The organism is Polynucleobacter sp. UB-Piko-W3 (genome assembly GCF_018881635.1).
GTDB lineage: Bacteria > Pseudomonadota > Gammaproteobacteria > Burkholderiales > Burkholderiaceae > Polynucleobacter.
This window is the reverse complement of sequence record NZ_JACVPY010000002.1, coordinates 953,279-978,040: the sequence shown is the minus strand read 5'-3', so window position 1 is coordinate 978,040 and position 24,762 is coordinate 953,279. Positions and strand designations below refer to the sequence as shown.

The 24,762-nt window shown below is 45.3% G+C and carries 23 protein-coding genes; 18 read left to right on the top strand and 5 right to left on the bottom strand.

All coding sequences use genetic code 11. The features are described 5' to 3' along the window. Positions 1 to 25: 25 nt before the first annotated feature. Both flhA and ICN31_RS05340 read right to left on the bottom strand, forming a co-directional pair. On the bottom strand, positions 26 to 2,116 hold the full coding sequence (flhA, locus tag ICN31_RS05345) for a flagellar biosynthesis protein FlhA (RefSeq protein WP_216259310.1): 2,091 nt from the start codon (positions 2,114 to 2,116) through the stop codon (positions 26 to 28). A gap of 289 nt (positions 2,117 to 2,405) precedes the next feature. After that, positions 2,406 to 4,958: a flagellin gene (locus tag ICN31_RS05340; RefSeq protein ID WP_216259308.1), complete on the bottom strand. Its 2,553-nt coding sequence runs from the start codon at positions 4,956 to 4,958 to the stop codon at positions 2,406 to 2,408. A gap of 358 nt (positions 4,959 to 5,316) precedes the next feature. Here ICN31_RS05340 and ICN31_RS05335 point away from each other — a divergent pair, with 358 nt between their 5' ends. From ICN31_RS05335 to ICN31_RS05310, 6 genes are all read left to right on the top strand, one after another. Continuing rightward, positions 5,317 to 6,513, top strand: coding sequence for a flagellin (locus ICN31_RS05335; protein WP_216259306.1), 1,197 nt, complete (start codon positions 5,317 to 5,319; stop codon positions 6,511 to 6,513). Between the two features lie 71 nt (positions 6,514 to 6,584). Beyond that, a complete protein-coding gene (locus ICN31_RS05330; protein WP_216259303.1) occupies positions 6,585 to 6,992 on the top strand; it encodes a flagellar protein FlaG in 408 nt (135 codons plus the stop codon). 96 nt (positions 6,993 to 7,088) lie between these two features. After that, on the top strand, positions 7,089 to 8,507 hold the full coding sequence (gene fliD, locus ICN31_RS05325; RefSeq protein ID WP_216259301.1) for a flagellar filament capping protein FliD: 1,419 nt from the start codon (positions 7,089 to 7,091) through the stop codon (positions 8,505 to 8,507). Positions 8,508 to 8,530: 23 nt separating this feature from the next. Further along, positions 8,531 to 8,971, top strand: a complete 441-nt coding sequence (gene fliS, locus ICN31_RS05320; protein ID WP_216259299.1) for a flagellar export chaperone FliS — start codon at positions 8,531 to 8,533, stop codon at positions 8,969 to 8,971. Positions 8,972 to 9,046: 75 nt separating this feature from the next. Continuing rightward, positions 9,047 to 10,111, top strand: a complete 1,065-nt coding sequence (locus ICN31_RS05315) for a hypothetical protein (protein WP_216259298.1) — start codon at positions 9,047 to 9,049, stop codon at positions 10,109 to 10,111. After that, positions 10,111 to 10,407, top strand: a complete 297-nt coding sequence (locus ICN31_RS05310) for an EscU/YscU/HrcU family type III secretion system export apparatus switch protein (RefSeq protein WP_216259296.1) — start codon at positions 10,111 to 10,113, stop codon at positions 10,405 to 10,407. The genes ICN31_RS05315 and ICN31_RS05310 overlap by 1 nt, the downstream gene beginning before the upstream one ends. 94 nt (positions 10,408 to 10,501) lie before the next feature. Here ICN31_RS05310 and fliE read toward each other — a convergent pair whose 3' ends face one another. The 3 genes from fliE to ICN31_RS05295 are packed head-to-tail and all read right to left on the bottom strand — an operon-like array spanning position 10,502 to position 13,544. Next, a complete protein-coding gene (gene fliE / locus ICN31_RS05305; protein ID WP_216259294.1) occupies positions 10,502 to 10,825 on the bottom strand; it encodes a flagellar hook-basal body complex protein FliE in 324 nt (107 codons plus the stop codon). A gap of 46 nt (positions 10,826 to 10,871) precedes the next feature. Beyond that, complete coding sequence (locus ICN31_RS05300) at positions 10,872 to 12,365, bottom strand: sigma-54 dependent transcriptional regulator (protein WP_216259292.1); 1,494 nt, start codon at positions 12,363 to 12,365, stop codon at positions 10,872 to 10,874. A 45-nt stretch (positions 12,366 to 12,410) separates the two neighbouring features. After that, positions 12,411 to 13,544 carry a PAS domain-containing sensor histidine kinase gene (locus tag ICN31_RS05295; protein WP_216259290.1) on the bottom strand — a complete coding sequence of 378 codons (1,134 nt, stop codon included), beginning with the start codon at positions 13,542 to 13,544 and terminating at the stop codon, positions 12,411 to 12,413. Between the two features lie 187 nt (positions 13,545 to 13,731). On the opposite strand from ICN31_RS05295, the gene fliF reads away from it, so the two are divergent. From fliF to ICN31_RS05235, 12 genes are read left to right on the top strand one after another with little or no spacing between them, the layout of a single operon-like run. Beyond that, on the top strand, positions 13,732 to 15,684 hold the full coding sequence (gene fliF, locus ICN31_RS05290) for a flagellar basal-body MS-ring/collar protein FliF (protein ID WP_216259288.1): 1,953 nt from the start codon (positions 13,732 to 13,734) through the stop codon (positions 15,682 to 15,684). A gap of 17 nt (positions 15,685 to 15,701) precedes the next feature. Beyond that, the gene (gene fliG / locus ICN31_RS05285; RefSeq protein WP_216259286.1) at positions 15,702 to 16,799 is read left to right on the top strand and encodes a flagellar motor switch protein FliG; all 1,098 of its coding nucleotides are present in this window, start codon (positions 15,702 to 15,704) and stop codon (positions 16,797 to 16,799) included. Next, positions 16,786 to 17,586, top strand: a complete 801-nt coding sequence (locus ICN31_RS05280) for a FliH/SctL family protein (protein ID WP_216259283.1) — start codon at positions 16,786 to 16,788, stop codon at positions 17,584 to 17,586. Before fliG ends, ICN31_RS05280 begins: the two co-directional genes overlap by 14 nt. Further along, on the top strand, positions 17,583 to 18,971 hold the full coding sequence (locus ICN31_RS05275) for a FliI/YscN family ATPase (RefSeq protein ID WP_216259281.1): 1,389 nt from the start codon (positions 17,583 to 17,585) through the stop codon (positions 18,969 to 18,971). Before ICN31_RS05280 ends, ICN31_RS05275 begins: the two co-directional genes overlap by 4 nt. A gap of 16 nt (positions 18,972 to 18,987) precedes the next feature. Then, positions 18,988 to 19,434, top strand: coding sequence for a flagellar export protein FliJ (locus tag ICN31_RS05270; RefSeq protein WP_216259280.1), 447 nt, complete (start codon positions 18,988 to 18,990; stop codon positions 19,432 to 19,434). 26 nt (positions 19,435 to 19,460) lie between these two features. After that, a complete protein-coding gene (locus ICN31_RS05265; RefSeq protein ID WP_216259278.1) occupies positions 19,461 to 21,074 on the top strand; it encodes a flagellar hook-length control protein FliK in 1,614 nt (537 codons plus the stop codon). A 25-nt stretch (positions 21,075 to 21,099) separates the two neighbouring features. Then, entirely contained in the window at positions 21,100 to 21,852 is a 753-nt protein-coding gene (gene fliL, locus ICN31_RS05260) for a flagellar basal body-associated protein FliL (protein ID WP_216259276.1), read from the top strand. A 32-nt stretch (positions 21,853 to 21,884) separates the two neighbouring features. Next, on the top strand, positions 21,885 to 22,985 hold the full coding sequence (gene fliM, locus ICN31_RS05255) for a flagellar motor switch protein FliM (protein WP_216259275.1): 1,101 nt from the start codon (positions 21,885 to 21,887) through the stop codon (positions 22,983 to 22,985). Positions 22,986 to 23,018: 33 nt separating this feature from the next. Continuing rightward, positions 23,019 to 23,396: a flagellar motor switch protein FliN gene (gene fliN / locus ICN31_RS05250; RefSeq protein ID WP_216259273.1), complete on the top strand. Its 378-nt coding sequence runs from the start codon at positions 23,019 to 23,021 to the stop codon at positions 23,394 to 23,396. 27 nt (positions 23,397 to 23,423) lie between these two features. Beyond that, the gene (fliO, locus tag ICN31_RS05245) at positions 23,424 to 23,741 is read left to right on the top strand and encodes a flagellar biosynthetic protein FliO (RefSeq protein ID WP_216259271.1); all 318 of its coding nucleotides are present in this window, start codon (positions 23,424 to 23,426) and stop codon (positions 23,739 to 23,741) included. Continuing rightward, positions 23,738 to 24,484, top strand: coding sequence for a flagellar type III secretion system pore protein FliP (fliP, locus tag ICN31_RS05240; protein ID WP_216861396.1), 747 nt, complete (start codon positions 23,738 to 23,740; stop codon positions 24,482 to 24,484). The genes fliO and fliP overlap by 4 nt, the downstream gene beginning before the upstream one ends. A 5-nt stretch (positions 24,485 to 24,489) precedes the next feature. Further along, a complete protein-coding gene (locus ICN31_RS05235; RefSeq protein ID WP_216259268.1) occupies positions 24,490 to 24,759 on the top strand; it encodes a flagellar biosynthetic protein FliQ in 270 nt (89 codons plus the stop codon). Positions 24,760 to 24,762: the final 3 nt, after the last annotated feature.

Here is a 24,762-nt window from a genome sequence, read left to right as displayed (position 1 = left end):
GAAATAATTCTCTCTAGGGTTGATTTTAGGGGTTTTTGCCGGTTTGGGAACAAAGAACCTTGTAAAAAGCCAGATTTGCAGTCGGCGGCAGCTCGCTCAGCGCCAGGATGATGGCCTGCGGGCAAACCCGACGAGCAATTCTGGAGATAGTAGCCCTAGTCCGAGTGCCGCTCACAATGACTGGGGGGAGGTTTTCATTTTCCATCTCCTGCACCCCTTTGATGACCTCTTCACCAAACATACGTGCCAATGAAGGTTCAATTAAGCCATCGGGAGCGATAGCGCCTGCACCAATCGACTGCTCAATTAAGCGCTCAAATTCGGGTTGGATACCAAGCACCTGAAAATTAACACCATCTCCCAAGGTGTCTTGCACAATCGTACGGCGTAATGCATACCGAATATGCGGCAGAATTTCCAGGGGATCATTCAGCTTGCCTGCATACTCGCTGGATACTTCCAAGATCGTCCGCAAGTCTTTAATAGGCACATTCTCTTCGAGCAGTAATTGCAAAATGCGCTGCAACTGCGCAACGCTCACTATTTTTGGAATGACATCTTCGACCAACTTTGGATAACTCATCTTAAAGTGATCGAGTAAGTCTTGGGTTTCTTGTCTACCTAAGAGTTCTGCAGCGTGCTGATGAATGAGATGATCTAAATGGGTAGTGATCACGACAGCAGGTTCAACCACGGTATAGCCTTTGGCAATCGCTTCATCGCGTTGGCGACGCTCGATCCAAACAGCAGGCATCCCAAAAGTTGGATCTTTCACTTCAATACCAGGAATTTTTTCAGTACCACTTTGTTGAATCGCTAATAAGCGATCAGGTAAGCATTGACCACGACCAATTTCTGCGCCGTATAACAAAACCCGATAGGTCTCAGCGCTCAGTTGCAAGTTATCACGAATATGTACCGACGGAATTAAGAATCCTACTTGCGTCACAAACTTACGACGAATCGCTTTGATGCGTTTAATCAAATCACTTTCATCACCTTTATCTACCAAAGGAATCAGACGATAAGCCAACTCCAAACAGAGAGGCTCAACAATCGGAACATCTTTCCACTCGAGTTCTTCATTGGTCACTGGCTGTGCTGCTGCTATCTTGGCTGCAGCACTTTCTTTTTTAATACGCTGATGCGTGATATAGGCAAGTGCGCCAAAAAATACCGCAAAGGCCAAGAAGATAAAGTGAGGCATACCAGGCAGCACGCCCAAGATACCTAAGACGGCAGCTACTACTCCTAATGCATTGCTATTGGCTTCAAATTGCTTAGAGACCTGCCCCGAGAAATCATCTTCGGTAGCAACACGGGTAACCAAAATACCTGCTGCAGTAGAAATGATCAGCGCCGGAATTTGGGCAACCAAGCCATCACCAATCGTCAATGATGCAAAAGTAGAAAGAGCCTTACCAAAATCCATGTCATGTTGCAGTACGCCGATTAGCAAACCACCGATGAGGTTGATGACCAAAATCATGATGCCAGCCATCGCATCGCCACGCACAAATTTAGACGCACCATCCATGGAACCAAAGAAGTCTGCTTCTTGGGCGACATCAGCACGACGTGCCTTCGCTTCATCTTGTTGAATCAGGCCTGCATTTAAATCTGCATCGATTGCCATTTGTTTACCTGGCATCGAATCGAGTGCAAAGCGGGCAGATACTTCAGCAACACGACCAGAACCCTTGGTGATCACCACAAAGTTAATGATGGTGATCACAATGAAGATCACGATACCGACAGCAAAGTTGCCGCCAATCAAAAACACCCCAAAGGCTTCAATGACCTTACCGGCCGCATCCGTGCCTTTGTAACCATCCATCAGCACAATACGAGTAGAGGCGACGTTAAGGGATAGGCGCAGTAGGGTGGTTAAGAGCAATACTGTAGGAAACGCAACGAAGTCTTTAAAGCTCTTAATATTGATCGCTGTAAACAGTACGATGATCGATAGCGCAATATTGAAGGTAAAGAGCACATCCAAAAGAATTGCTGGCAAGGGCACCAGCATCATGATCAGGACTAAAAGAACCAGAATCGGGATGGCGCCTTGTGCCGAAGGACTCGGCAGCTTGGAGGTGTCAAAACCCAGGATTTTCATGCGTATAGGTCTTTTGCCCGAAAAATGATCAAAAAAAGCGAAAGTGTGTATCGAAATAGCGCACATTCACAAAAAAGGAAAAAATCACTATATCTAGTGGTTAGCTCCCTAAACAGCCCTAAATATACCTGATTTCATTGAGAAAAACACCAAAAATGGCAAATTTTGCCGATGTTAAACTGTAAAGGTGGCAAAAAAGTTCTAACTGATTGATAAATATGGTTTTTTACTAAAAGAGGGTCAAGAAAAAGGCCGCTAGGGGCGGCCTTGGATTTTGAATATCAGAGACTTACTTAGATTTAATGTCATCCCATAGATTGATCAATGTTCGAATCGGATTTACCAGTGAATTGGCTTGGGTAATCATCTGCGCTGCTACCCTTTGTTGAATTTCACCTTTAGCAAGTTTTGCCGAGGCAGAAGCAACATCAGTATCAAGCAAATCAGAGTTCGATTTTTCAAGATTCACACTTTGCGAGCGTAAATTTGTATTGATGTAAGCCACTTGATTCATTTGCCCGCCGATAATACTGCGCTCATAAGAGAGGTAATCTAGGGCTTTATTAGCCTGATCTTGAAGGTAGTCAAAGGCATCCTTCCAGTCCGTTTTCGACGTATTGGTGCTAAAGCTATTCATGGCGGTAATTTTTTCATCTACCGCTACAAGATTTGAGTTATTACGTGGCAAGGCTGGCTGAGGGTCGCCAACCACAATTGTTGCAGCAGCGCCCCCATCCCAGGGTTGGAGGCCTGGGGTTAAATTGATTTGTATGCCTGAGGTGGCGTCAGTAAATACGTTTGTGTCGTTAGAAATATTTCTGGAAACACCATCTTTTGTGATGGTTAATTTTGCATCACGTGCAGGATCAATACTTATCACTGAATTTAATAAGTAAGTATTTGATGTGAAATTATTATCCCAACTAGTAGCGTTATAAGTGTAGGTGCTTGTGTCTCTTACATAGGCTGCGCTACTCGGTTGATCGCGAGTAGTTCCTCGAATGGAGTTATAGCTTCCTGATAGTGGGTTGTAAGTAGCATCATATGCATAGGTATAGTTGCGATCCCAATGCGTTACATACCAAGATGCTGGTGGCGTAGATGATTGACTCCAGCCCCCTGGCACTAATCCGGCGCCAACATACTTAACACTTCCAGGGTCATATGCGTTGTTGTATGCATTTGGGTAAGGGTAGTAATTAGGGTTATAAGCTGGGATTGGACCAAGCTCATTGTTAATTTGTATGCCATTAGCACTCGCAGTTGTATTTGCATACAAAGAGGAGTAGTTTTGCCCACTTAAGCTTAGGTATTGACTGTTGTTACCTTCGTAACCATTAAAGGTTGTTGCTGATGTAGTGACGGCATTACCACTTGTTGGGTCAACTGCGCCACTGAGGTAACTTGGGAAACTGGTTGATAACTTTCCATCGGCTGCTAGACTCACATTGCCATAAATCTTAGTCCCTGGAAGTTGATCAAAGCCTACTGCTAAATTTAGATTAGTAAATGAGACTGCATTTGCTGCGCCAGTAGATCCGCCATCTACTTTGATGGAGTAGTCGCCGGTGTCTCGTTGGTACAAACGTGCAGAAATGTTTTGGTCATTTAGACCATTAATCCAATTGGTAAATTCGTTAATGGAGACCAATTGACCATTAGAGCCGCTAAGAGGAGTTGTGCCGCTACTAGCTATATAAGTACGTGTTCCAACGGTTAAGTTAAATCCCGAATTAATGCCGATACTATTGCTAGTATTTAAGGCGCCTGTAGCACCAGTGCCTGTAAATCCAACGAGCTCAAACTCTGTTGCAGCTGCCGATTGGCTGATACTGATTGAATAGGCCCCCTTTGCTGTAGTACTAGCAGGCAGCACTTGGATTGCTGTTGGATTGGTATTGCTAGCACCATTGAGATTTTGCGTGGCAGCATCTATTTCCAAATCAGGCTTAGCTACAGTGGTTAAGTTAATAGGTCTAAAAGATACCAAAAGATCATTCGTTGCACCTGCACCAAAATTTAACTTAACTGCTTCATCGATAATCATTGGCTTAAAGATATTACTCAACTTGTGTGCAATTTCATCGCCACTATCCGTTAAGTTATTAACATTGTTCGGCTTTGTTCTGCTCTTAAGGGTGATAGAAATGCCAAGCTCAGAGTAGTTTAGCGTTTGCAATACATCAGTATTTTTTGCTCCAACCGGTGTTTGGACCGTCAGCGTTTGCGCCCAGAGAGTATTGTCGTTGTTGTCAGTCTTCGTTAGGGTTAGATCTGCGCCTACATTGGAGAATTTATAAATTCCGGGGCGCGCACCCAATACATTAATAGTGGAAGCAAGCGTGTCATCCAAAATACCAACGTTAGTGCTGTTTTGTTGTAATCCGGATCCAGCATTCAGAACGCCGTAATTTGTTAATAGACCGTTGCCATTCATCTTGGTACGGTCGATAACGTTGTTAATTTCTTGGTTGATTGAAGAGAGCTCAGTCACAATATTCATTTTTTGTGAGCCAGTTAAGCTATCGTTGCGCCCCTGGACTGCCAACTCATTAATACGCAAAAACATATCTTGCAATGAAGAAAGCCCGGTGTCAGCGATTTGCATCATATTAGTAGCGTCATTGAGATTTCTGACAGATTGGTTAACCGCCAGAATCTGGCCCACCATGCTCTGAGAAATGGCAAGTGAGGCAGCATCATCTTGGGCAGCATTGATTCTTTTACCCGTTGAAAGCTGCACCATGGTCTCCGTAAGCGCTTTTTGAGCTTGGGCAAGGCTTTGTTGCGCATTTAATGAAGAAACATTGGTATTTAAGGTGACCATTTCACTGGCTTTCAAGTTGATGCGCCCTCAATAAACACTAAGGCTTATTGGCTCTACGGCTAATAAAGGTAACTTGTTTACCTAAGACTTCAAAATGAGCATAAATGCAGCAGGTTGGCCCAAAGGGATCAACCACCACGTTGGGTGTCCGGGATGTTAGGAGGGACAGTTTAATGGTGAAAAAAGACAATTATTAAAATATAACTAACAAAATCAATGACTTATGCTGATTTAGGTAGCTATATCTTGGTGCTCTGGAGTAAAAGAAACCTAAAAAGATCTAAACGCTTAAGGGCGGGGGGCCGTTAAGTGATTTACAGGGGAACGGAACCACGTTGAAAGCTCCCTTAACAGTTCAACTAAGGAGATTTACATGAGTACAGTAATTAACACCAACTTGGCTTCTCTGTATGCCCAAAACAATTTATCAGGCGCTCAAAACGCCTTGGCTTCTTCAGTAATGCGCTTATCGTCTGGTCTGCGTATCAATAGCGCCAAGGATGATGCTGCTGGATTGGCAATTTCTCAAAATATGCAAGGTCAAATCAACAGCGTAAATCAGTCTGTGCGCAATTTGAATGATGCAACTAATTTGATTCAGGTTGCTGATACTTCTATGAGCACAATTCATGATATGTTGTTGCGCATGAAGCAGTTGGCCACTCAGGGCTATGATGGCTCATTATCCGGTGCTCAAAAGATGAACATCATGGATGAGATCAAGCAGCTAAATACTGAGATTAATAATACAGCTGAACGTACTAAATTCAATGGTAACTCCTTAATTAACGTAACCACTGGCATTACTGGTGGAACACTTACTAATGGTGAGGTAGTTGGTACAACTGGAACAATTACTAATTTAGCATCAAAAGGTACCCTAGCAGATACTTACACAATAACTATTTCAGGTTCAAATATCACCCTGACTGGCGCAACAAGTCTGCTGGCTCAAACAAAGACTATTGCGACGGGTAGCAATGGCGGTAAGCAAGAATTTAATTTTGATACTTTGGGCATTTCCTTCACAATGGAACACTCAGGCGCCACTGTGTCAACAGCTGCCGCAACATCTTTAAACACTCTTACAGTAATCGTTGGTGGTAGCAATCCTTCTTTGGATTTTCAGGCTGGTGCAGATACTCAGGCCGCAAATTTAATTTCGTACCAAACGATTAATGTACAAACTACGTCTGGAACTGGTAGCAATGCCGCTATGACTGACTTGGGTACACAAATTACTACCGTTGGTGCCTATACTGGAGCGACAGCAACAACTTCGTGGGCTTCAGGTTTTAATACGCTTGGTACTAATATTGATACAGCGATTAATTACATTTCTGATCAACGTTCCGTTATGGGCTCTTTGATTAACAGAATTTCTTATATCAGCACAAACTTGCAGGCTCAAAGTACTAACTTGCAAAGCTCTAAATCAGCTATTACTGATACCGACTTTGCTGCAGAAACTGCAAAGTTGACTAAGGGTCAGATTATGCAACAAGCAGCAACAGCGATGTTGGCACAGGCAAACCAGATGCCAAACGTTGTTCTGTCATTGTTGAAGTAATTAGTATAGGATTAATGCAAAGCCTGAAGAAATTCAGCCTTTGCATTTTGCAATTTAAGAAGGAGTAGGTTATGAGTCAAGTCACCGCAATAAGTCCCGCCCCAGTAGCCTCAAATAGTGGCCTGGGCGTAATGTCTTCGGCTGGTTCTGTTCCTGATCGGGTTGCTGCACCAGTTAAAAGTGATGCAGAAGCTGTATCTGTCGTTGCCAGCACTGAGATTAAGCCATCAAACGTTAATGAAGCTGCTGCACCTACAAGGGAAGTGGTTGCTAAAGCCGCGCAGCAAATCCAAAGCTTCGTGAATTCAATGGGCCGTAACTTGGCTTTCTCTGTTGATAGCACAACTGGTTATCATATTGTCAGAGTAACCAACCCCGATACGGGTGAGGTTGTCAGGCAGCTACCAACTGAGGAGCTGCTACGTATTGCCCAAAGTTTTGAGCAGTTAAATGCTGCGTTAGTTCATCAGCGCGCATAATCTCTTAAGGATATGTGCCAACTCTAAGGTTGGCACATATTTTGCATATCTCTTAAGCCTAAAGTAAACGAATAAACAGACTTAGGGACTTAAAAAATGGCCGTATCTAGCACTACCGGTTCTAGCTCAACTTCAACAACTAGCATAGATGTTGCTGGCATTGTTCAGCAGTTGATGACGGTTGAGAATCGACCTCTGGACGCCATCAAGGCAAAAATTACCCAGCAAAATACGGTGATTAGTGATTTAGGCACAATAAAAAGTAAGGTTAGTACTCTGCAAGAGGTCTTGCAGACATTCCAGGACCCAACTACTTTTAATGCCACTTCGGTTAGTACAACAGATAGTAGCGTGATTCAGGCAACTTCATCTAACGGAGCCAAGGTCAGTAGCCACAGTATTGTTGTTGATAGCATCGCCACTTCCAGTCAATTTGCCCTAACAGGCTACAACTCTAGTGCCGCATTGGCTACTGTAGATGCTTCATCAGGCTTTTCGTTAACTATTAATGGAGTTACCTACAACACATTAGGCACACCTGCTGGCACTGCAGCATTGGGTGCAAGTCCAACCATCACTGATTTAAAGAATTGGATTAATGGATTAGGTGCCAACGTTAGTGCCAATGTGGTTCAAACGACAAGCAGTGCTAATTGGGCCCTGCAGATTGGTGGCACCCAAACTGGACTATCTAACGCCATTTCATTCACTGGCTTAACTGGGACCACAGGCGCAACACCATCAATCACATCAACTCCGGTAAGCATAGCGGGAGATGCCTCGTTTACTTTGGATGGAACGGCTTTTGTAAGAAGCAGCAATTCAATCAATGATGTTTTGAGTGGCGTGACTTTAAACCTCATAAAAAAATCTCCGACGGATAGCACCCAAGTTATTAATATTACTAAGGGGGCAAATACATCAAGCCAAGCAATCAACACCTTGATCACTGCATATAACGATCTGATGTCGTCTTATAAGACTATGACGGCAAATAGTAGCAACTCAACAACTCCTGGAACATTTGCAAACTCTCCGACTACTCTTAGTTTTATTAATCAAATTAAGGCAAGTTTTGCAAAGGGATTGAGTTATACCAGTTCAGGCACCCTAAAGACCATGAGTTTAAATGAGCTGGGTATTGATTTACAGTTAGACGGCACGGCAAAATTTAATGCTGTGAATTTTACGAATGCTAGCGCAAATGGACTGCAGGATGTTTTGGCTTCTGGAGTAACTATGGGCCGTATCGATGGCACTCATAATCTCAATACTTTTTTGACCTCCCAGGTATCAACTGGTGGTGCACTCGATTCCCAGATTCAATCACAAAATGAATCTGTCCGAAATTTAACTAAGCGGCAAGATGATTTGCAGACTCGCTTGAATGCTGTGCAGAATAATTTAATTTCGCAATACTCTGCACTCAATGCCTTGCTCTTTCAGTTAAACAACACCAGTACTGCATTGACAAGCGCTTTAGATGCTTTGACCAATAGTCAGAGTAAGAATTAATTCTTTTTAAGATGGGAAGTTCCATGGCTCCTAAATCTGCGCGTGCTTACGCTGCAACTGATTCTCTAACTGGCGTAAATGGTTCCAATCCAGGGCAGTTAATTGTCTTGGTATATGAGCGTATTTTCGATCATCTGAAGCTAGCAAAAAAAGCGCTTGAGTCAGGCGATTACGGAATTGAGCCCTTTACAAAAGCTCATGACTTGATTCAGCAAGGCCTTTTAGCATGTCTTGATTATGATGGCGGCGGCGAAGTGGCGCAGAGCCTTAGTGCAGTTTACGAATGGTCTTTGCGGGAGATATTGAGCGCGCGCCTGACGAAGTCTCCAGAAAAAGTCCAAGAAGTGTTAGATGTACTATTGCCCTTATATGAAGCTTGGTTAGCATTAGCTCCAAAAGATGTGATGCCTAGCTTAAGGGATGGCGAGTCAGCTGGCGCTCCCTATGCTCAAGCTGCTAACTAGTAAGTAGTCCAGATGCTAGATATATATTGAATCTAGCTGTAAAGTAAATCGATCTTTGTAAATGGAGGGTTGAAAATGGCAATTCCGATCCCTCCGAATTTACCAATCAACCCAGTAGTTGATTTTCATCGCAATGATCTTGTTTCTCCGCCTGCAGCTCCAACGGTAGTTGAAAGCCTTGCAGCCATAGACCCTCGCATAGCCCTCAAAATGCCTTTGCCAGTAGTCGATTCCTCGGCTGGTGGCTCATTACAGGATGTCCTGCAAAGTGCAGTTGGTCGTGGACAGCCAAGCACTTTATTGCCGACTGAACCAACAGTAGATCAAGCGGTCTTATTACAAATCTCCAGTTTTGCCGGTGATCAGGCTGAAGCGACAGGTAATCCTTCGCAAGCCCGAGTAGATAGCTTGTTGTCACAAAGTCTCAATCGCATGGATGCCTTAGGTGGCGCAGCGCTAGGACAGATGCTCTCTGACATTTTGGCAGTCGATGTTCCTGAGCTAGGACAGGCTGTCAATACCGGTAACAAGAATACATTACAGAATGTTGTGGTGAACTGGCCTGGCGCTAATCCTGCTAATACAAACGCAGCGCTTGCCAATACAACCGATCCCAGAGTTGCAATGAATGTGCTGTATCAAAATTTACAGACCTCCGGAATTTTTGCCGCTGATCAATTAAAAAAACTACTCTTTCCTGCAAGTGATGATGGTGACATGCAGTCCAAGGTCATAAGAGATATTCCAGCAGAAGCAGAGAGATTGGTTGGGCAACTTAGCAGTTCACCTGCCTTACAGGATTCAGTCAAGTTACTATTGCGCGGCGACTTGTTATGGCAAGGTCAGTTAATGCCTAATGTGCAGGGCCGCCTGTACCGAGAAGATGCGTGGCAATCCGATCCTCAAGATCCAACCCAAATGCAAAAGGGCAGCAAGATCACTATGGAAATCACGCTTCCTAATCTAGGGCCCTTTAAAGTAGTGGGCACTCAATTTGGCGAGAGCGTATATGTGGCCATTGAGGCATCTCCTGATTCTCAAACAACATTGGCAAATGCATTTGCGCAGTTACTTGGTCAAATGCACTCACAGATAGATCCAGACGCTAAGGTCAGTCTTAAGGGAGAGGCTAGTTCCTGATGGATGAGAAAAAGATTCGCAAAGCAGTCGCGTTAGCCTATGAGACTAATAGCGCTGCCCCACGTATTACAGGGCAGGGTGAAGGTTTTGTGGCAGATGCCATTTTGGCTAAAGCAAAAGAAATGGGTATTCCCACTAGAACTGAGCCTGAATTGGTAGAGTTTTTAATGCAGCTCAAGCTCAATGAATTAGTCCCGCCAAAACTTTACGCAGCAGTTGCAGAGGTATTGGCTTGGGCTTATGAGGTTGATGGCAAAACAGTGCCCAACCCCAATAATGTGCTTATCGACCGCTAGATAAATCAGCAGTAGTGTTATTAAGAGTGATTAGAAGGAAATAAAAAAGCCCGAATTATCGGGCTTTTTGCTAATGCCTTATGAATAACTAGCCTTAAACCTGCAGATTAGTCACTTCCTTATAAGCATCAACTAAGCGATTGCGCACTGCAATCATGCCTTGCAATGAAAGGTTGGCTTTTTGCAAAGAGACAATCACGTCTTCCAAAGAGGTGTCGGAAGCACCAGTTGCGAAGGACTGAGCCTTAGCTTGGGCACTATTTTGAGCAGTATTCACATTCTCAATCGCGTTTTTCAGAACAGCTGAGAAGTCAACGCCACTGCCTGCTTGGTTATCGCTAGCTACAGGCTTACCACTGGCTGCAGCGGCAAGCGCTTGCATCCGGGTAATCATAGAGTCGACGTTAGTTGTAGTCATATGCCTAATTATCTATCAAAATCACACAAAAAATCACTAAGACTGCTTATTCATTCAGAAAGCCAGCTTCTTTATAGGATTTGAGCTTATAGCGCAGTGCCCTTGCTGAAATACCTAGTATATCTACGGCTTTCGTTCGATTTCCATTTACTTCGGCCAACACCTTGAGGATGTGCTCTCGCTCCACTGACTCAATATCTTGACCACTTTCACCTTTATTTAATGCAAGTTCTATGCCATTTTGCCCAGATTTGGTGCTCAAATTCGGGGTTTCTGGGTTTTCAGGGGTTTGGGCACTGTGATCTGGCGTCGAGATGTCATGACTTAAATGAGAGTCGTCTAGCTCCAAGTCCTCGGCATAAATTTGATCTCGGTCAGCCAGTAAGACCGCGCGCTGAATAATGTTCTCCAGTTCGCGAACGTTGCCAGGCCAAGCGTATTTTTGGAGCAAGGCTTTAGCGGCATTGCTAAGGACTAGAGAGTCTCGCCCAATATTGACGCTATAGCGCTTGAGGAAGAATTCAGCCAGTGGAATGATATCTAGTGGACGTTTGCGAAGTTCTAAAATATGGATTGGGAAGACGTTTAGGCGAAAGTACAAATCTTCCCGAAATTTGCCTGCTTTGACTTGATCTTGAAGGTTCAAGTTGGTGGCAGCAATGATGCGCACGTCTGCTTGAATCGAATCGCTTGAACCAATGCGCTCAATCTTTTTATCTTGTAGCACTCTTAACAATTTGGTTTGAAGAGTTGCTGGCATCTCACCGATTTCATCTAAAAAGAGCGTGCCTTTATTGGCTTGCTCGAACTTACCAGCTTGCGCTTTCGTGGCTCCAGTAAAAGATCCTTTTTCATGACCAAATAAAATCGATTCCAAAAGTGTGTCAGGAATGGCTGCGCAATTAATCGCGACATAAGGACCATTGGCGCGCTTAGAGGTTTTGTGAATATGGTGCGCTACGACTTCTTTGCCGGCGCCTGACTCACCCGTCACTAATACGCTCGTATCCGTGGCGGCCACTCTTTCGCAACGAGCAAAAATCGCCACCGTTTTTGGGTCTACTGCGATCACCTTATGTTCAGCAGGTCTGATCTCTGAACCAACTGCTTCAGTTTTAGTTGCATCTGTTGTTAAGGCAGGTGCGGTAACAGGTGCGCTATTGGGTGCACGATAGCGAGAAATAATTTCAATCAGCTGCTGTGGTACAAAAGGCTTAATTAAAAAATCACGAGCACCTGCTTTAAGGGCCTCGACAGCGAGCTTGGCATCGGCAAAGGCCGTCATGATGACGACTGGTAAATCAGGACATTCTTTTTGCGCAATCTTGAGCAAATCTATGCCGTTCATGCCTGGTAGTTTGTAATCCGTTACCAATACAGTGTTGAGATCAGGACGCAGTAAAGGCACTACAGTCTCTGCGCGCTGATGCGTCACAAAGTCGATGCCCTTCATTCTTAAGGTCACTGCAATAGCCTCTCGCAGATCTTCGTCATCTTCAACAAGAATCACTGGGAAGCGTTCATTTAAAAGCTCGGTCATGATTGATTTATTCGCAATATTCAGGGTTGATAGGTTATTGGCTAGTTACTCAGAGGCAATCGGTAAGGTAATTTTGAAGGTGGCACCGTGGTTAGAATTCTCAACAGCAATAGTTCCACGGTGCGCTTCAATCGTATTTTTGGCAATCGATAAACCAAGACCAGTGCCATTCGCGCTAGTGGTAGAAAAGGGCTCAAACAAGGAATCAATAATGGTTGATGCAATACCAGGGCCTTGGTCTTTGATGCTGATAATGAGTTTTTTTGTATCCACGCTTGCTTGTAATTGCACGCTATCTTTTGACTTGGACACACTGAGTGCATTTTCTAAAACGGCTACTAAAGCATTGGGTATAGATTTAGGCTCAACTAACAACATCGCTGAGGATGGAACGCTACATTGCACATTGAGCTCAACCTCCTTGCTTTCAAACAATGCTTGAATGCTGGCCTGTGCTTCATCGATGATTTGCTGAGCGCTAGTCAGAATATTTTTACTTGGACGATTCGAAATAAAGCGCAGCATCTCTTGTGAGAGTTTTTCTAGATCGAGTAATTGCTTACGTAAGCGTTGCGCAAACTCTTTAGACATCTCTGGTGCTAAATCATCATCACAAAGGTGAGATGAGTAGAGTAGGGCAGTTGCTAAAGGTGTACGAAATTGATGGGCAATGCCAGCTGCCATTTTGCCCATCGCACTGAGACGATTTTCACGTTGGGTTTCTTGGTGCAAGGAAATATTGGCGGTAATGTCTTGGATTTGAATAAAGCTACGAATGCCCTCGTCAATTCGGATGACCTGCACTGTCTTTTGCGTCTTCGAATCTGGGCTATCTGTTTCGCCAATGAGGTATTCACCAGGCGCAATGGACTGCTGCCAATCACTGGGGATCGCAAACGATTGACCCGCGCTAAGGGTAGGTAAGAAGTGCAATACCGCAGGGTTGTGCAAGAGCACGATATTGTTTTCTAGCAAGATTACGCCCGCTGGGATGGCGTTGACCAAAATACCTAGCCGTTGATTGGACTTTTGTAGCTCATCGCTTAGCTGGTTAATCTTTTCCTGCAGGGCGCTTTGCTGAGCCTCCAGTTTTTGAGATTCGGCATAAAAAATCGCAAATGCTTCTTCTAAGTGCTTGGCATCTAGAGGTAGGTTGCCACTATTTGCGGCAAGAGGCATGGTATTTTCTGAGTTGGGCAATGGATTTTTGGCCTTAGCTACTGAGTAAGAATAGGAGGCAAATTTTGCCTCTTTTTTTACAATATGAGCATAGAATATCAATATTTAGAGAAAATAGGCAAAAAAGTTCTATATATAGTGCTATTATGTTTTTAGAATTTTTGCCTGATTTGACGGAAACGAGCCATTGAGCGAAGAAGCACAGCCCGGAATACAGGAAAGCGAAAAGGATGCGGCGGTAGTCAATATTGGCTCTAAGCCGGCAGCCTTTGCTGTTCCAGCATCAGCCCCTTTTGTGGGCAAGGTAAAACTCCCCTCAAAATTAGGCGAACTGCAAATGCGCTTTGAAGCGCTAGGTATGCAGCAAAGATTGATTGTTGCCGCTGCCTTGCTGTTATTTATCTCTGCCCTGACTTTTGTGATTGTCTCTGGTCGTAGCAAAGACGACTATCGCGTGCTGTTTTCCAGCGTGAACGAGCGTGATGGGGCAGCGATTGTTGCCGCTTTGCAACAGATGAACATTCCTTATAAATTTACCGAAGGTGGCGCTGCCATTTTGGTGCCTGAATCCTCGGTATATGAGACTCGCTTACGCCTTGCTGGCCAAGGTTTGCCCAAGGCTGGCAATGTTGGGTTTGAGCTCCTGGAAAATCAAAAGATGGGGACCAGCCAATTTGTTGAGCAGGTGAACTATCAACGTGGGCTCGAGGGAGAATTAGCGCGCAGCATTAGTTCTTTGGCGCAAGTTAAATCTGCCAGAGTGATGTTGGCGATTCCAAAGCAAACCGCATTTATGCGTGAACAAGAAAAGCCTACTGCATCCGTTGTTGTGACAATGCATCCAGGCCGTTTCTTAGACTCTCAGCAAGTTGCTGCGATTACTAATCTAGTGGGCTCATCCGTACCGAATTTAGGGCCTGCAAATGTCACGATCGTTGATGCTGAAGGTAGCTTGCTTGCTCCTAATGCCCAGCGCTTAATGGGTTTAGATAGCAATCAACTCAAATATGTTGCTGAGTTAGAAGGTGCTCTATCAAAACGTGTGCAATCAATTTTGGAGCCAGTGACTGGTAAAGAGAATGTACGCGCTCAAGTCACAGTGGATATGGATTTTGGTGAGTTAGAGCGTACTCAAGAAACCTATGGTCGCAACTCTCCGCCTAATCAATCATCGATTCGTAGTCAACAATCTAATGAGGCTGCAACACCGAGTTCATCCGCATCTGGTGTACCAGGTGCCCTGACAAATCAGCCTCCAGGTGGTGGACAAGCCCCGATTAATGCAGCTGGTGGAGCCGCCGCAAATACCGGTCCGCAAAATTTGAATGCGCCACCTTCGAGTTCTTCTTCTAGTGCTAGCAACATCAAAAAAGATTTAACTGTGAACTACGAACTAGATCGTGCGATTGAGCGCATCAAGTCTGAAAAAGGTAAGGTCAGAAGGGTTTCTGCAGCTGTGGTGGTGAACTATAAGCAGCCTACTGGTGTTGATAAGGATGGTAAGCCGCTCAAGCCCGTACCCTTTAGTGCAAAAGAGCTAGACCAGATTAATAATCTTGCCAGGGATGCAGTGGGCTTTACCGAGCAACGTGGCGATAGCGTGAGTGTTGCTAATATCCCATTTAAAGTGGAAGTATTAGATGAGCCGGCGTTTTACAAGCAACCTGGTGTTATTGAGCTTAGTAAAGAGTTCTTTAAATTTGCCATCATTCTGGGATCGCTTGGCATTATGTTCTTTGGTGTGGTTAAGCCACTACTCTTCCCAAAGAAAGTGGACGATGCTTTGGAAGAGCAGCGTATTGAAGAAGAGTTTGATGAGAAAATCAAAGCCGAGATGGCGCAGATGGATCCAAAACTGCGTGAGAAGCGGCGTATGGAGATGGAGTTATTAAAAGAGCGCCAGCGTATTGCTGAAGAAGAAGAGCGTCAGCGTCTTGATGAAGAGAAAAAGAAGATGGATGAAGAGCGCACTCGTCTGGAAGAAGAGAAGAAGAATGAGTATGACTCGCTTCTCAAATACGCTACAGAGTTTGTTGCTGAAAATCCCAAAGTGGTATCTGGCATCTTCAAGGAGTGGCTGGCTGCAGATGCTGCGAAAACCAATACTGCAAATGTAGCAGCTGCCGCTGCTACAGGTTGAGATAAAGAGTAAATAACATGGCCGATGAAGAAGTCGCAGCACCGAAAAGCCTCTCGATAGCAGAGGCGCTTAAAGAGGGCGTTAAAGGTGCTCAGCAGACTGGCGCCCTAACGTTTGAAGAGCTTGATGGCGCCTCGCGTGCAGCGGTGGTTCTATTGGCGGTCGGCGCAGAATCAGCAGCAAACGTATTGCGCACTATGACCCCATTTGAAGTGCAAAGACTGTCTGGAAAAATGGCGGTGGTACGTTCATTAAGTCGTGATTTAGTTTTGCAAGTGCTAAGGCAATTTAAAGAGGTCACAGAAAACAATTCTCAAGTGGCGTTTGACACTGATGACTTTATGCAGAACATGCTCACCAAAGCCATGGGTGCAGAAGGTGCTTCTGATTTGCTCGGTCGCCTGGAATCAACGCTAGATATGTCTGGTATTGAAACGCTTAAAAGGATGGAGCCTGATGTTCTGTATGAGATGATCAAGGGGGAGCATCCACAAATTGTGGCAACGGTGATGGTGTTCTTGGAGCCTGGTCAGGCAGCTTCCGTTTTGAAACTCTTCCCGGATGATTTGCGTAATGAATTGATTCTTCGTATTGCTTTGTTAGAAAAAGTTCAACCAGCCGCTCTGAAGGAGTTGAATGAAGTGATGTCACGTTCCGCTGGTCCAGATGCAGACTTCCGCAGAAGTACTGTTGGTGGGGTAGTACCTACCGCCGAAATTCTCAACATGCTTTCAGGTGGCCTTGACAAACAAGCGCTTAAAACCATTAGCGACTTTAATTCTGAATTGGCTGATGCAATTCAAGAAAAGATGTTCATATTCGAAGACTTCAACGATATCGAAGATCGCTCCTTGCAAACCTTGCTCTTGGAAGTTCCGCAAGAAACACTCATCGTTGCTCTCAAGGGCGCTAGTCCAAAACTTCGCGAAAAATTGTTCAAGAATATGGCTAAGCGCGCTGCTGATGGTGTGCGCGAAGATTTGGAAACACGCCCACCAGTCAAGGTGCAAGAAGTCGAAGAAATGCAAAAAGAAGTTATTCGTATCGCACGGAACTTGGCTGAAGAAGGCCGCATGATCATGGAAAGGGGCAAGTCAGCCGATGCCTTCCTCTGATGAGGACTCCTTGCTGACGAGGTGGGAGCCACCCTCCTTTGATCCTCCAAAGCCCCCCAAACCTCCAAAGGTTGCGCCCATTCTTTACCCCACGGTTGAAGAGGTTGAGGCGATACGCGATAGCGCTTACAAAGAGGCTTATGAGTTAGGTACCAGCCAAGGTTTTGTTGAAGGCCGTGATGCTGGATATAAGGAAGGTAAAGAATCTGGCTATCGTGAGGGCTATCAACAAGGATATGCCGATGCTGATAATGAGACTCATCGCCTTCAAGCCGCGCTCGGAGAATTGCTAGAGGCGCTCACAGGTATGCCAGAGGCGATTGCTCAGCCGCTTACCGAATTTGCCTACGAAACGGCTGCGCGCTTAGCAGCAAATCATTCCATGGAACGTGCTCCGTTTGTAGCAGCGGTTCAAGAAGCACTCATGCGCTTGCCGCGTCCTGGTGAAAATCTCTATTTGCGACTCAACGGGGAAGAGGTAGAGACCTGGAAAAAAATTGTGGAAGATCCAGGATTGCCATTTAACTGCACTATTTTGATTGACGCAGATGTCAAGCTTGGTCACGCCTATGTTGAAGTGAGTGGTGCTCGCATTGATGTGGGTGAACAAGCACGCATCGCATTGGTCAGAGCTGCGTTAGGTTTAGATCGAAATGCTGATGAGGAAATGTTGAGTGGCATTGATGAAGTGCGCTCGCTTGAGCATCACGAGCATCCTCATTTAACAGATGATCCTTTGCAAGATGGTCCGATTGAATCATCAGATGATGAGGTAAAACCAGAGTGAGTCATTTGCAGCCTGCTGAGTTAGCAAGTCAGTTAGAGATGCGCAAGCAACACTTACTTGAAACACCGCTGTCAATTCGTGAAGGTAAGTTAAAGCGCGTCTCTGGCATTGTGCTGGAGGTTGAGGGCTTGCCAATGAGTATTGGCACTGGCGCAACCATCCTTTCTGAGTTGGGTGGCAAAACCTATGATGCAGAGTGCATTGGTTTTAATGGCGCAATTACCTATCTGATGCCAATTGATGCGATCGAGGGGATTTCTCCAGGTGCTTTGGTGTACCCAGCAAATACTCCTTTTGATTCAGGTAAGGGCTACACCTCTAACAGTATTGGTGACCCACTCCCGATTGGTGAGAGTTTATTGGGGCGAGTAGTTGATGGCCTTGGCCGACCAATCGATGGCAAGGGGTATGGTGAAAAACAACTTACGCCATTTATTCAGCGAAACTTAAATCCTCTCGATAGAACGCCGATTCATGAACCTTTGGATGTAGGCATTCAAGCAGTTAATGGTTTACTGACGGTCGGCCGCGGACAACGCGTCGGAATTTTTGCTGGCTCTGGCGTGGGTAAGAGCGTCCTGCTTGGAATGTTGGCGCGTAACTGTGTTGCTGATGTGATCGTGATTGGACTTGTTGGTGAGCGTGGGCGCGAGGTAAGGGAATTTTGTGAAGATACCTTGGGACCTGAATCATTCAAGCGCGCAGTCGTTGTTGCTGCTCCAGCAGATGCTTCGCCGCTCGCTAGATCGAAGGGTGCTTCCTATGCAACCGATGTCGCCATTTGGTTTCGAGATCAAGGTAAGCACGTTGTCTTAATTGTGGACTCCTTAACTCGCTACGCTATGTCGTTGCGAGAAATTGGTCTGAGCTTAGGTGAGGCACCAGTTGCTCGTGGCTATCCTCCTAGCGTCTTCGCCCGAATGCCCGAGTTGGTTGAGCGAGTAGGAAATGGCGCCAATCCCGATGGATCGATTACTGCGTTTTATACGGTTTTGTTAGAAGGTGACGATACCAATGATCCCGTTGCTGACACGGCACGCGGAATTTTGGATGGCCACTTCTTTCTCTCTAGAGAGTTAGCTGATAGCGGCCACTATCCCGCAATTGATGTGGAAAAATCGATTTCTCGGGTAATGCCTAAAGTCGTCTCAAAAGAGCATTTGTTATCAGCACGCCGTTTAAAGCAGCTTTACAGTCGCTATATGCGGGGAAGAGACTTAGTCTCCATGGGCGCTTATATCGCCGGAACAGATCCTGAATTAGATACTGCTCTTCAGGCTTGGCCCAAAATCCAGGCATTTTTGCAGCAAGATGCAGAGGTCATGGTGCCAATTGATCAGACCGAAAAGCTCTTATTTGAGATAGCACCCCCAACAGTTCAATAAATTGGTTCAATAACAAATGTCTGCCATTGAACTCTTACTCCGCTTAGCCAAAATCCGCGAGGATCAGGCAATGGCCCGCGCCAAAAGAGCAGCTGGGCAAGTCAATCAAACAAAAGCCTTTAAAAATCAAGTACTTGAGTACGCTAAAGATTATGAAATTCAAATGCTAGGGGCCTCTAAGGAGAGCATGCCAGTTTCTTTTATTCAAGATGCCAATGCCTTTCGAGAGAAGCTGATTCAGAGCTCTCTGGAGATGGATGGCCAAATTCAGGGGCTCTCAAGAGCCTCTGAAGAGACCTTAATGACTGCTACACAGGCTCGAATGCGTACTCGCGGATTGACGAAATTAGTGGATAAAAAGCGGCTGGAAGCCCGAAAAAAGAAGGATAAGGCAGAAATGAATCAGTTTGAGGATAGTTATGCCGCCAGACTGAATATCAACTCTGGCACGAAAGATGCATAGTAAGAACTGTTCCTTTTGGAGAGGCTATGCCAACAGTAAGTCAAATTCGGATGCAAGCAGCTGCTAATAGCGTTAATAACGCTATGGCGAAGCCTGGCTCTACGCCAGGCAGCTCTGCTATGCCCGGTGGCTTCGAGGCTTTTTTAGCCGCCCTTGATCAAACCCGAGCAGCTCGCCTCAATGCGAGTAGCGATTCAGAACGATTTGGCGCCCAAAATGCCTTGCCCGTAGCATTGAGAGGGCAAAATTTGCCGATTTCTAATAAGACTACTGAAGACACTGCAAAAAGTTCCGATCCAATGCAGCTTTTAATGGCTCAGTTAGCTGCCCAAGGTTTATTGGCGCAAAACACTGCACTTCAAACTTCTAGTGCTATTAATCAACCAGTACTTGGCGGCACTGCGAATGGTTCAGTCAATGGGGCTGTTAATAGCTCAATGAATATTCAAGCATTAATGGCGAGTCTGAATACACAAGGGGCTGGTGCCCCCCAAGATTTGATGGCTTTGATGGGGCAGCAGCTTGATTCTAAGCAGGCTGCATTAATTAGCCAGGCATTGACCAAGGCAATGAAAGCAAGTGGTCAGAGCCCAGATGCCATGATGCAAAGCCAGATCGCCGCCTTATTGCAAGCTTTGCAAGGTGGCGCTGCTCAGAATTCTCAAAATCCAGCTTCAGGTCAAACCCCAGCGCAAATTGCTAGCGCTATTCAAGCTTTGGCTCGGGAAAAAGGCATCACATTGCCACCTGAAATCCAGACGCAATTAACCAGTTTGATTAATCAGGGTAGTGCAGAAACTGCTGGCATTAAGTTAATTGGCGTACAAAGCGATGCCACCCTTCAGGCTGGAGCGGTTGATCCTTCAAAAGCAAGTACGATTCAAAACCTGACTGAAGGCAAGTCAGCGCAGGTCATGACCACTGCTGCTGACAAGCTATCTAAAGGTAAGTCTTTAGATAGTGCTTTGACTTTGAATGCCGTTGGTGACAAAAAGCTTGTAAGCAAACCTGGTTCAATGGCTGATGACGCTGCACTGCTTTTAGCGAAAGATCAAAGTGAGGCGGCTAAGTCTGCTCAAGTCGATCAGTTCAGTGCCCAGAACTCTAAAGATAAGCTGGACTTCAATGCGTTAACAGCCACAAATAGCGGTCTTGTAAGACTAGACAACCAATCTAGTACTGCTACCCAAAAAATGGAGCTGAAGGCTTCCGAAGTATCTCTCGCATCTGGCCCACTTCATGCTGAAGTCATGAGCGCTGCTAAATCTGGTGGTGGTCGGATTATGTTGGAGTTAACTCCTCCCGAGCAGGGGACTATCCGGATAGATTTGCGTATTAATGCCGCCGGACAGGCTCACTTAATTGTTGAGGGTGCTAGCGATGCTACTAAGTCTCGCTTGGATCAAGGCGGGCAAAACCTGAAGAATGAATTTGCCCAAATGGGCCTTAATTTATCCTTGGATTTAAGGCAGGGTGATCAGTCCCAGCAAATGCGTGATCAAGCCTCTTACAGTGGACGCCAGCCTGGCTACAGCGGTATTACTTCAAGCCCCCAGAATCTGAGAGCATCAGCCTCAATCAATTCTATTGGTTCAGGTGATAATAGGGGTGATAGCAGTACAGTTCACCTGTATGCTTGATATTATTAAGTAAAGAGGAATAGTAATGGCTGATGAAGAGCGCGTTGAACCCACCTTAGATCCAAATGCTGCTGACCCCCAGGCGGCTGTCGCTGCTCCTGCAGGTGGACAAGAATCTTCAGACCAAGCTCCTAAGCCAAAAGGTAAAGGTAAGCTTTTTATTATCATTGGCCTAGTTGTTGTCGTAGCCGGCGCTGTTGGCGGATATTTTTATATGCAGCATTCAGCTGCGGAACGTCAACGTCAAGAAGCAGAAGCTAAGCGTCCAGAAAATATCCTCAAAAAACAATTGATGGAGCGCAAAGAAAATGCCCCTCCAATCTATATACCGCTAGATGAAATGATTGTGAATTTGCCTGGCCGTGGTGGCGAGCACTATTTGCAAACTAAGATTGTTCTAAGAACAAATGACTCTTCTACCGAAGGCAAAATTAAAAACTTCATGCCAGTCATCCGTGACAAAATCATTACTGTACTGTCTTCACGTCAAATGCAGGAGTTGGCCACAGTTGAAGGCAAAGTGATGATAGCTCGTGAAATTGCCTTGGTCATTAACTCCATTATTGCCCCTCAATTGACTGCTATTTATGTGTTGCAACAGCAACCTAGTACTGCGGATATGCAAAACCTTGAGCGTATTGGCGCTGTTCCAAAAGAGACTTCATCTGGACAAAAAATTACCGGTGAAGCAGCTAGAGCAGCTGCAGAGTTTTGGAATGTAACTGAAATGGATTTGCCGGTCCAGGCAGTGTTGTTTAGTTCTTTTGTGATGCAGTAATCAACCACTTTAGAAAGTCCATTTAGGAAATCATGGCGGCAGAGGAAATCAATGTCGAGATGAATATTGACGCTGAAGATCAGCGGACAATGTTTGATAAATCGAAGATTATTGCTCGGCGCCGCATGCCGACTTTGGAGTTGATTCATGAGCGCTTTAGTCGTGCAGTTCGCTTAACTCTCTTTAACATGATCCGCGCACCGATTGAGGTGCAAATGCATCTTCCGGTTGTGAAGAGCTATCAAAAGTTTGTCGATGAATTTCCTGAGCGAACTAATATTAATATTGTGGGCATACGTCCTCTTAGGGGAGTAGGTTGTTGGATTGTGGATCCAGGAGTGGTCTACATAGCAATTGACAATATGTTTGGCGGCGAAGGACGCTTAGCTCCGCGCTTAAATTTACGTGAATATACCGCCACAGAATTACGTATTATTCGCCGCTTGGTAGACGCCTTTTTAAATGAGTATGAAAAGGCATGGAAGTCAGTCTATGAGATCAAGTTTGATTTCATGCGCCAAGAAACTAATTTTGGTTTTGCAAAAATTACCTCTCCTGGTGAGATGGTATTGCACTCAAAGTTCACCATTGAGATTAATGGCCGCCCAGGTGATATCGACTTATGTATTCCGTTTTGGGTGCTAGAGCCAGTCAAAAGTATTTTGTATAACAATATGCAGGGCTTTGCGACAGAGCCAGATCAGCATTGGACAGATCTCTTAAACGATCAAGTGCATGAGGCACCAGTGACAGCTGTAGCAGTCCTTGCTCGTAAACAAATGCTCCTCAGGGAGGTAGCCTCTTTGTCGGTCGGCGATATCATCCCTATCGAAATTAGTGATCCGGTCACAGTCTATGTAGATGGACTGCCAGTGATCAAGGGGCAATATGGAACCAAAGATGGCCGCTATTCAGTAAAAGTAGGCACTATTCAACATCCAGCCGAGTTTTTGAAGAGCCCCTTAGAAAGCGCTCGTTTGGGCCCTAGCATGATGCGTAGCGCAGAAAAAGGCGAACTTTATGAGCAATTACCTGAGGATGCGAAAAGCCACCCAGAAATCCCAGCGCCGATGGCTGCTGGAGATACAATTAGTACCATAGCAGATGGCTTAGTGCCAGCAGATGCCCCCTAACGGATAAAGAAGGCGAAGAATAAGAGGATCACAATGGCTGAAAATGACAACGATTTAGCGAAATCGCTTACCAGCACTGACGTATCCGGCTCATTGCGTAAAGCCACCTTTAATAATTTGGAAGACGGTGCCAAAGCAGGTGCCGAGTTCAATGAGATTGATTTGGTGATGGATGTTCCGGTTCAGGTGACTGTAGAACTTGGCCGCGCCAAAATGCAAATTCGTAATTTGCTCAACTTGACTTATGGCTCAGTAATTGAGTTAGATATTTTAGCCGGCGAGCCCTTAGAGGTTGTAGTGAATGGTTGTCTAGTAGCTCAAGGTGAAGTGGTAATCGTGAATGATCGTTATGGTATTCGATTGACCGATATCGTGACACCAGCTGAGCGACTCCGCAAAATTAATCGCTAATTTGATATGGGCTCCTCGGTTGGAGGTATGTTGCTCTTTTCATTTATCTGGCTCGCTCTTGCTGCAGCACTGATTTGGGTAGTGGCTTATCTTGTTAAGCGTGATTCGGCAATACGCGCAAGTAACCCACATGTCATGATCTTGGCCCAACAAGCTCTTGGCCCCAGAGAACGCGTTCTGGTACTCAATGTATTGAATCGCATTTTGGTAGTAGGGCACACACCTACTCAAATTACCCTCATCGCTGAATTAGAGCCCGAGGATGTGGCAAATTTAAAGCCTCAAACCCCAAGCGTAGACTTTGCTAATAACTTGCGGCAGTTTGTGAAAAGGAAACTAGGTTGAAGCGCAAAGTATTCTGGTGGTCGATTGGAATTACAGCCCTGATCGGACTATTTCCTTTACTTGCTTGGAGTCAAACACTGCCTTTAGTAACAGCTAAGCAGGTTGGCGGTGGAACAACTTATGCAGTTCCTGTCGAAACGATCATTGCTCTTACGGCTTTGAGTTTTTTGCCAGCTGCTTTGGTGTTGATGACAAGCTTCACTCGGATATTGATTGTGTTTTCTTTGCTGCGTCAGGCTTTAGGCCTCACAACGATGCCCCCAAATATTGTGTTGATTGGTCTTTCTTTCTTCTTGACCATCTTCATCATGAACCCTGTATTTGAGTCTATCTATCAAAACGCTTATCAGCCCTATGCATCTGGAAAAATGGGCTTTCCACAGGCAGTTGAGGTGGGGGCAAAACCCTTAAAAGAATTTATGCTCAAGCAAACGCGAAGAGACGATTTAAATCTTTTTGCCAAGATGTATGGCAAAGAAATTAGCGCTCGCGAGGATGTGCCTTTCACGGTTCTCATTCCAGCATTTGCTATCTCAGAAATCAAAACAGGATTCTTAATTGGCTTTGTCATTTACTTACCATTTTTAGTGATTGACTTTGCAGTGGCGAGTATTTTGACTTCACTTGGTATGGTGATGGTCTCGCCCATGATGTTTTCTTTACCTCTAAAGCTGATTGTCTTTGCTTTGGCTGATGGCTGGGCTCTTCTGTCGACATCATTAGTGCAAAGCTATATTAATTAATCGCTATGGAGAGCGGAGTCATCATCGATTTGGTGTATCAGGCTCTGCGAATGGCAGCTGTTTTGGCAGGCCCCATATTAATGGCACTGTTAGTTGTTGGCTTGATCATCGGCATTTTGCAAGCTGCCACTTCCGTGAATGAATCAACCGTCGCTTTTGTGCCCAAGCTGATTGTTTTTGGGGTGGTGATCCTGCTGATTGGTCCAGTCACTCTCGCTCTGTTTACAGATTACATGAAAGAGCTCTTTGCGCGCATACCAGGTTTGGTGAACTAAGTT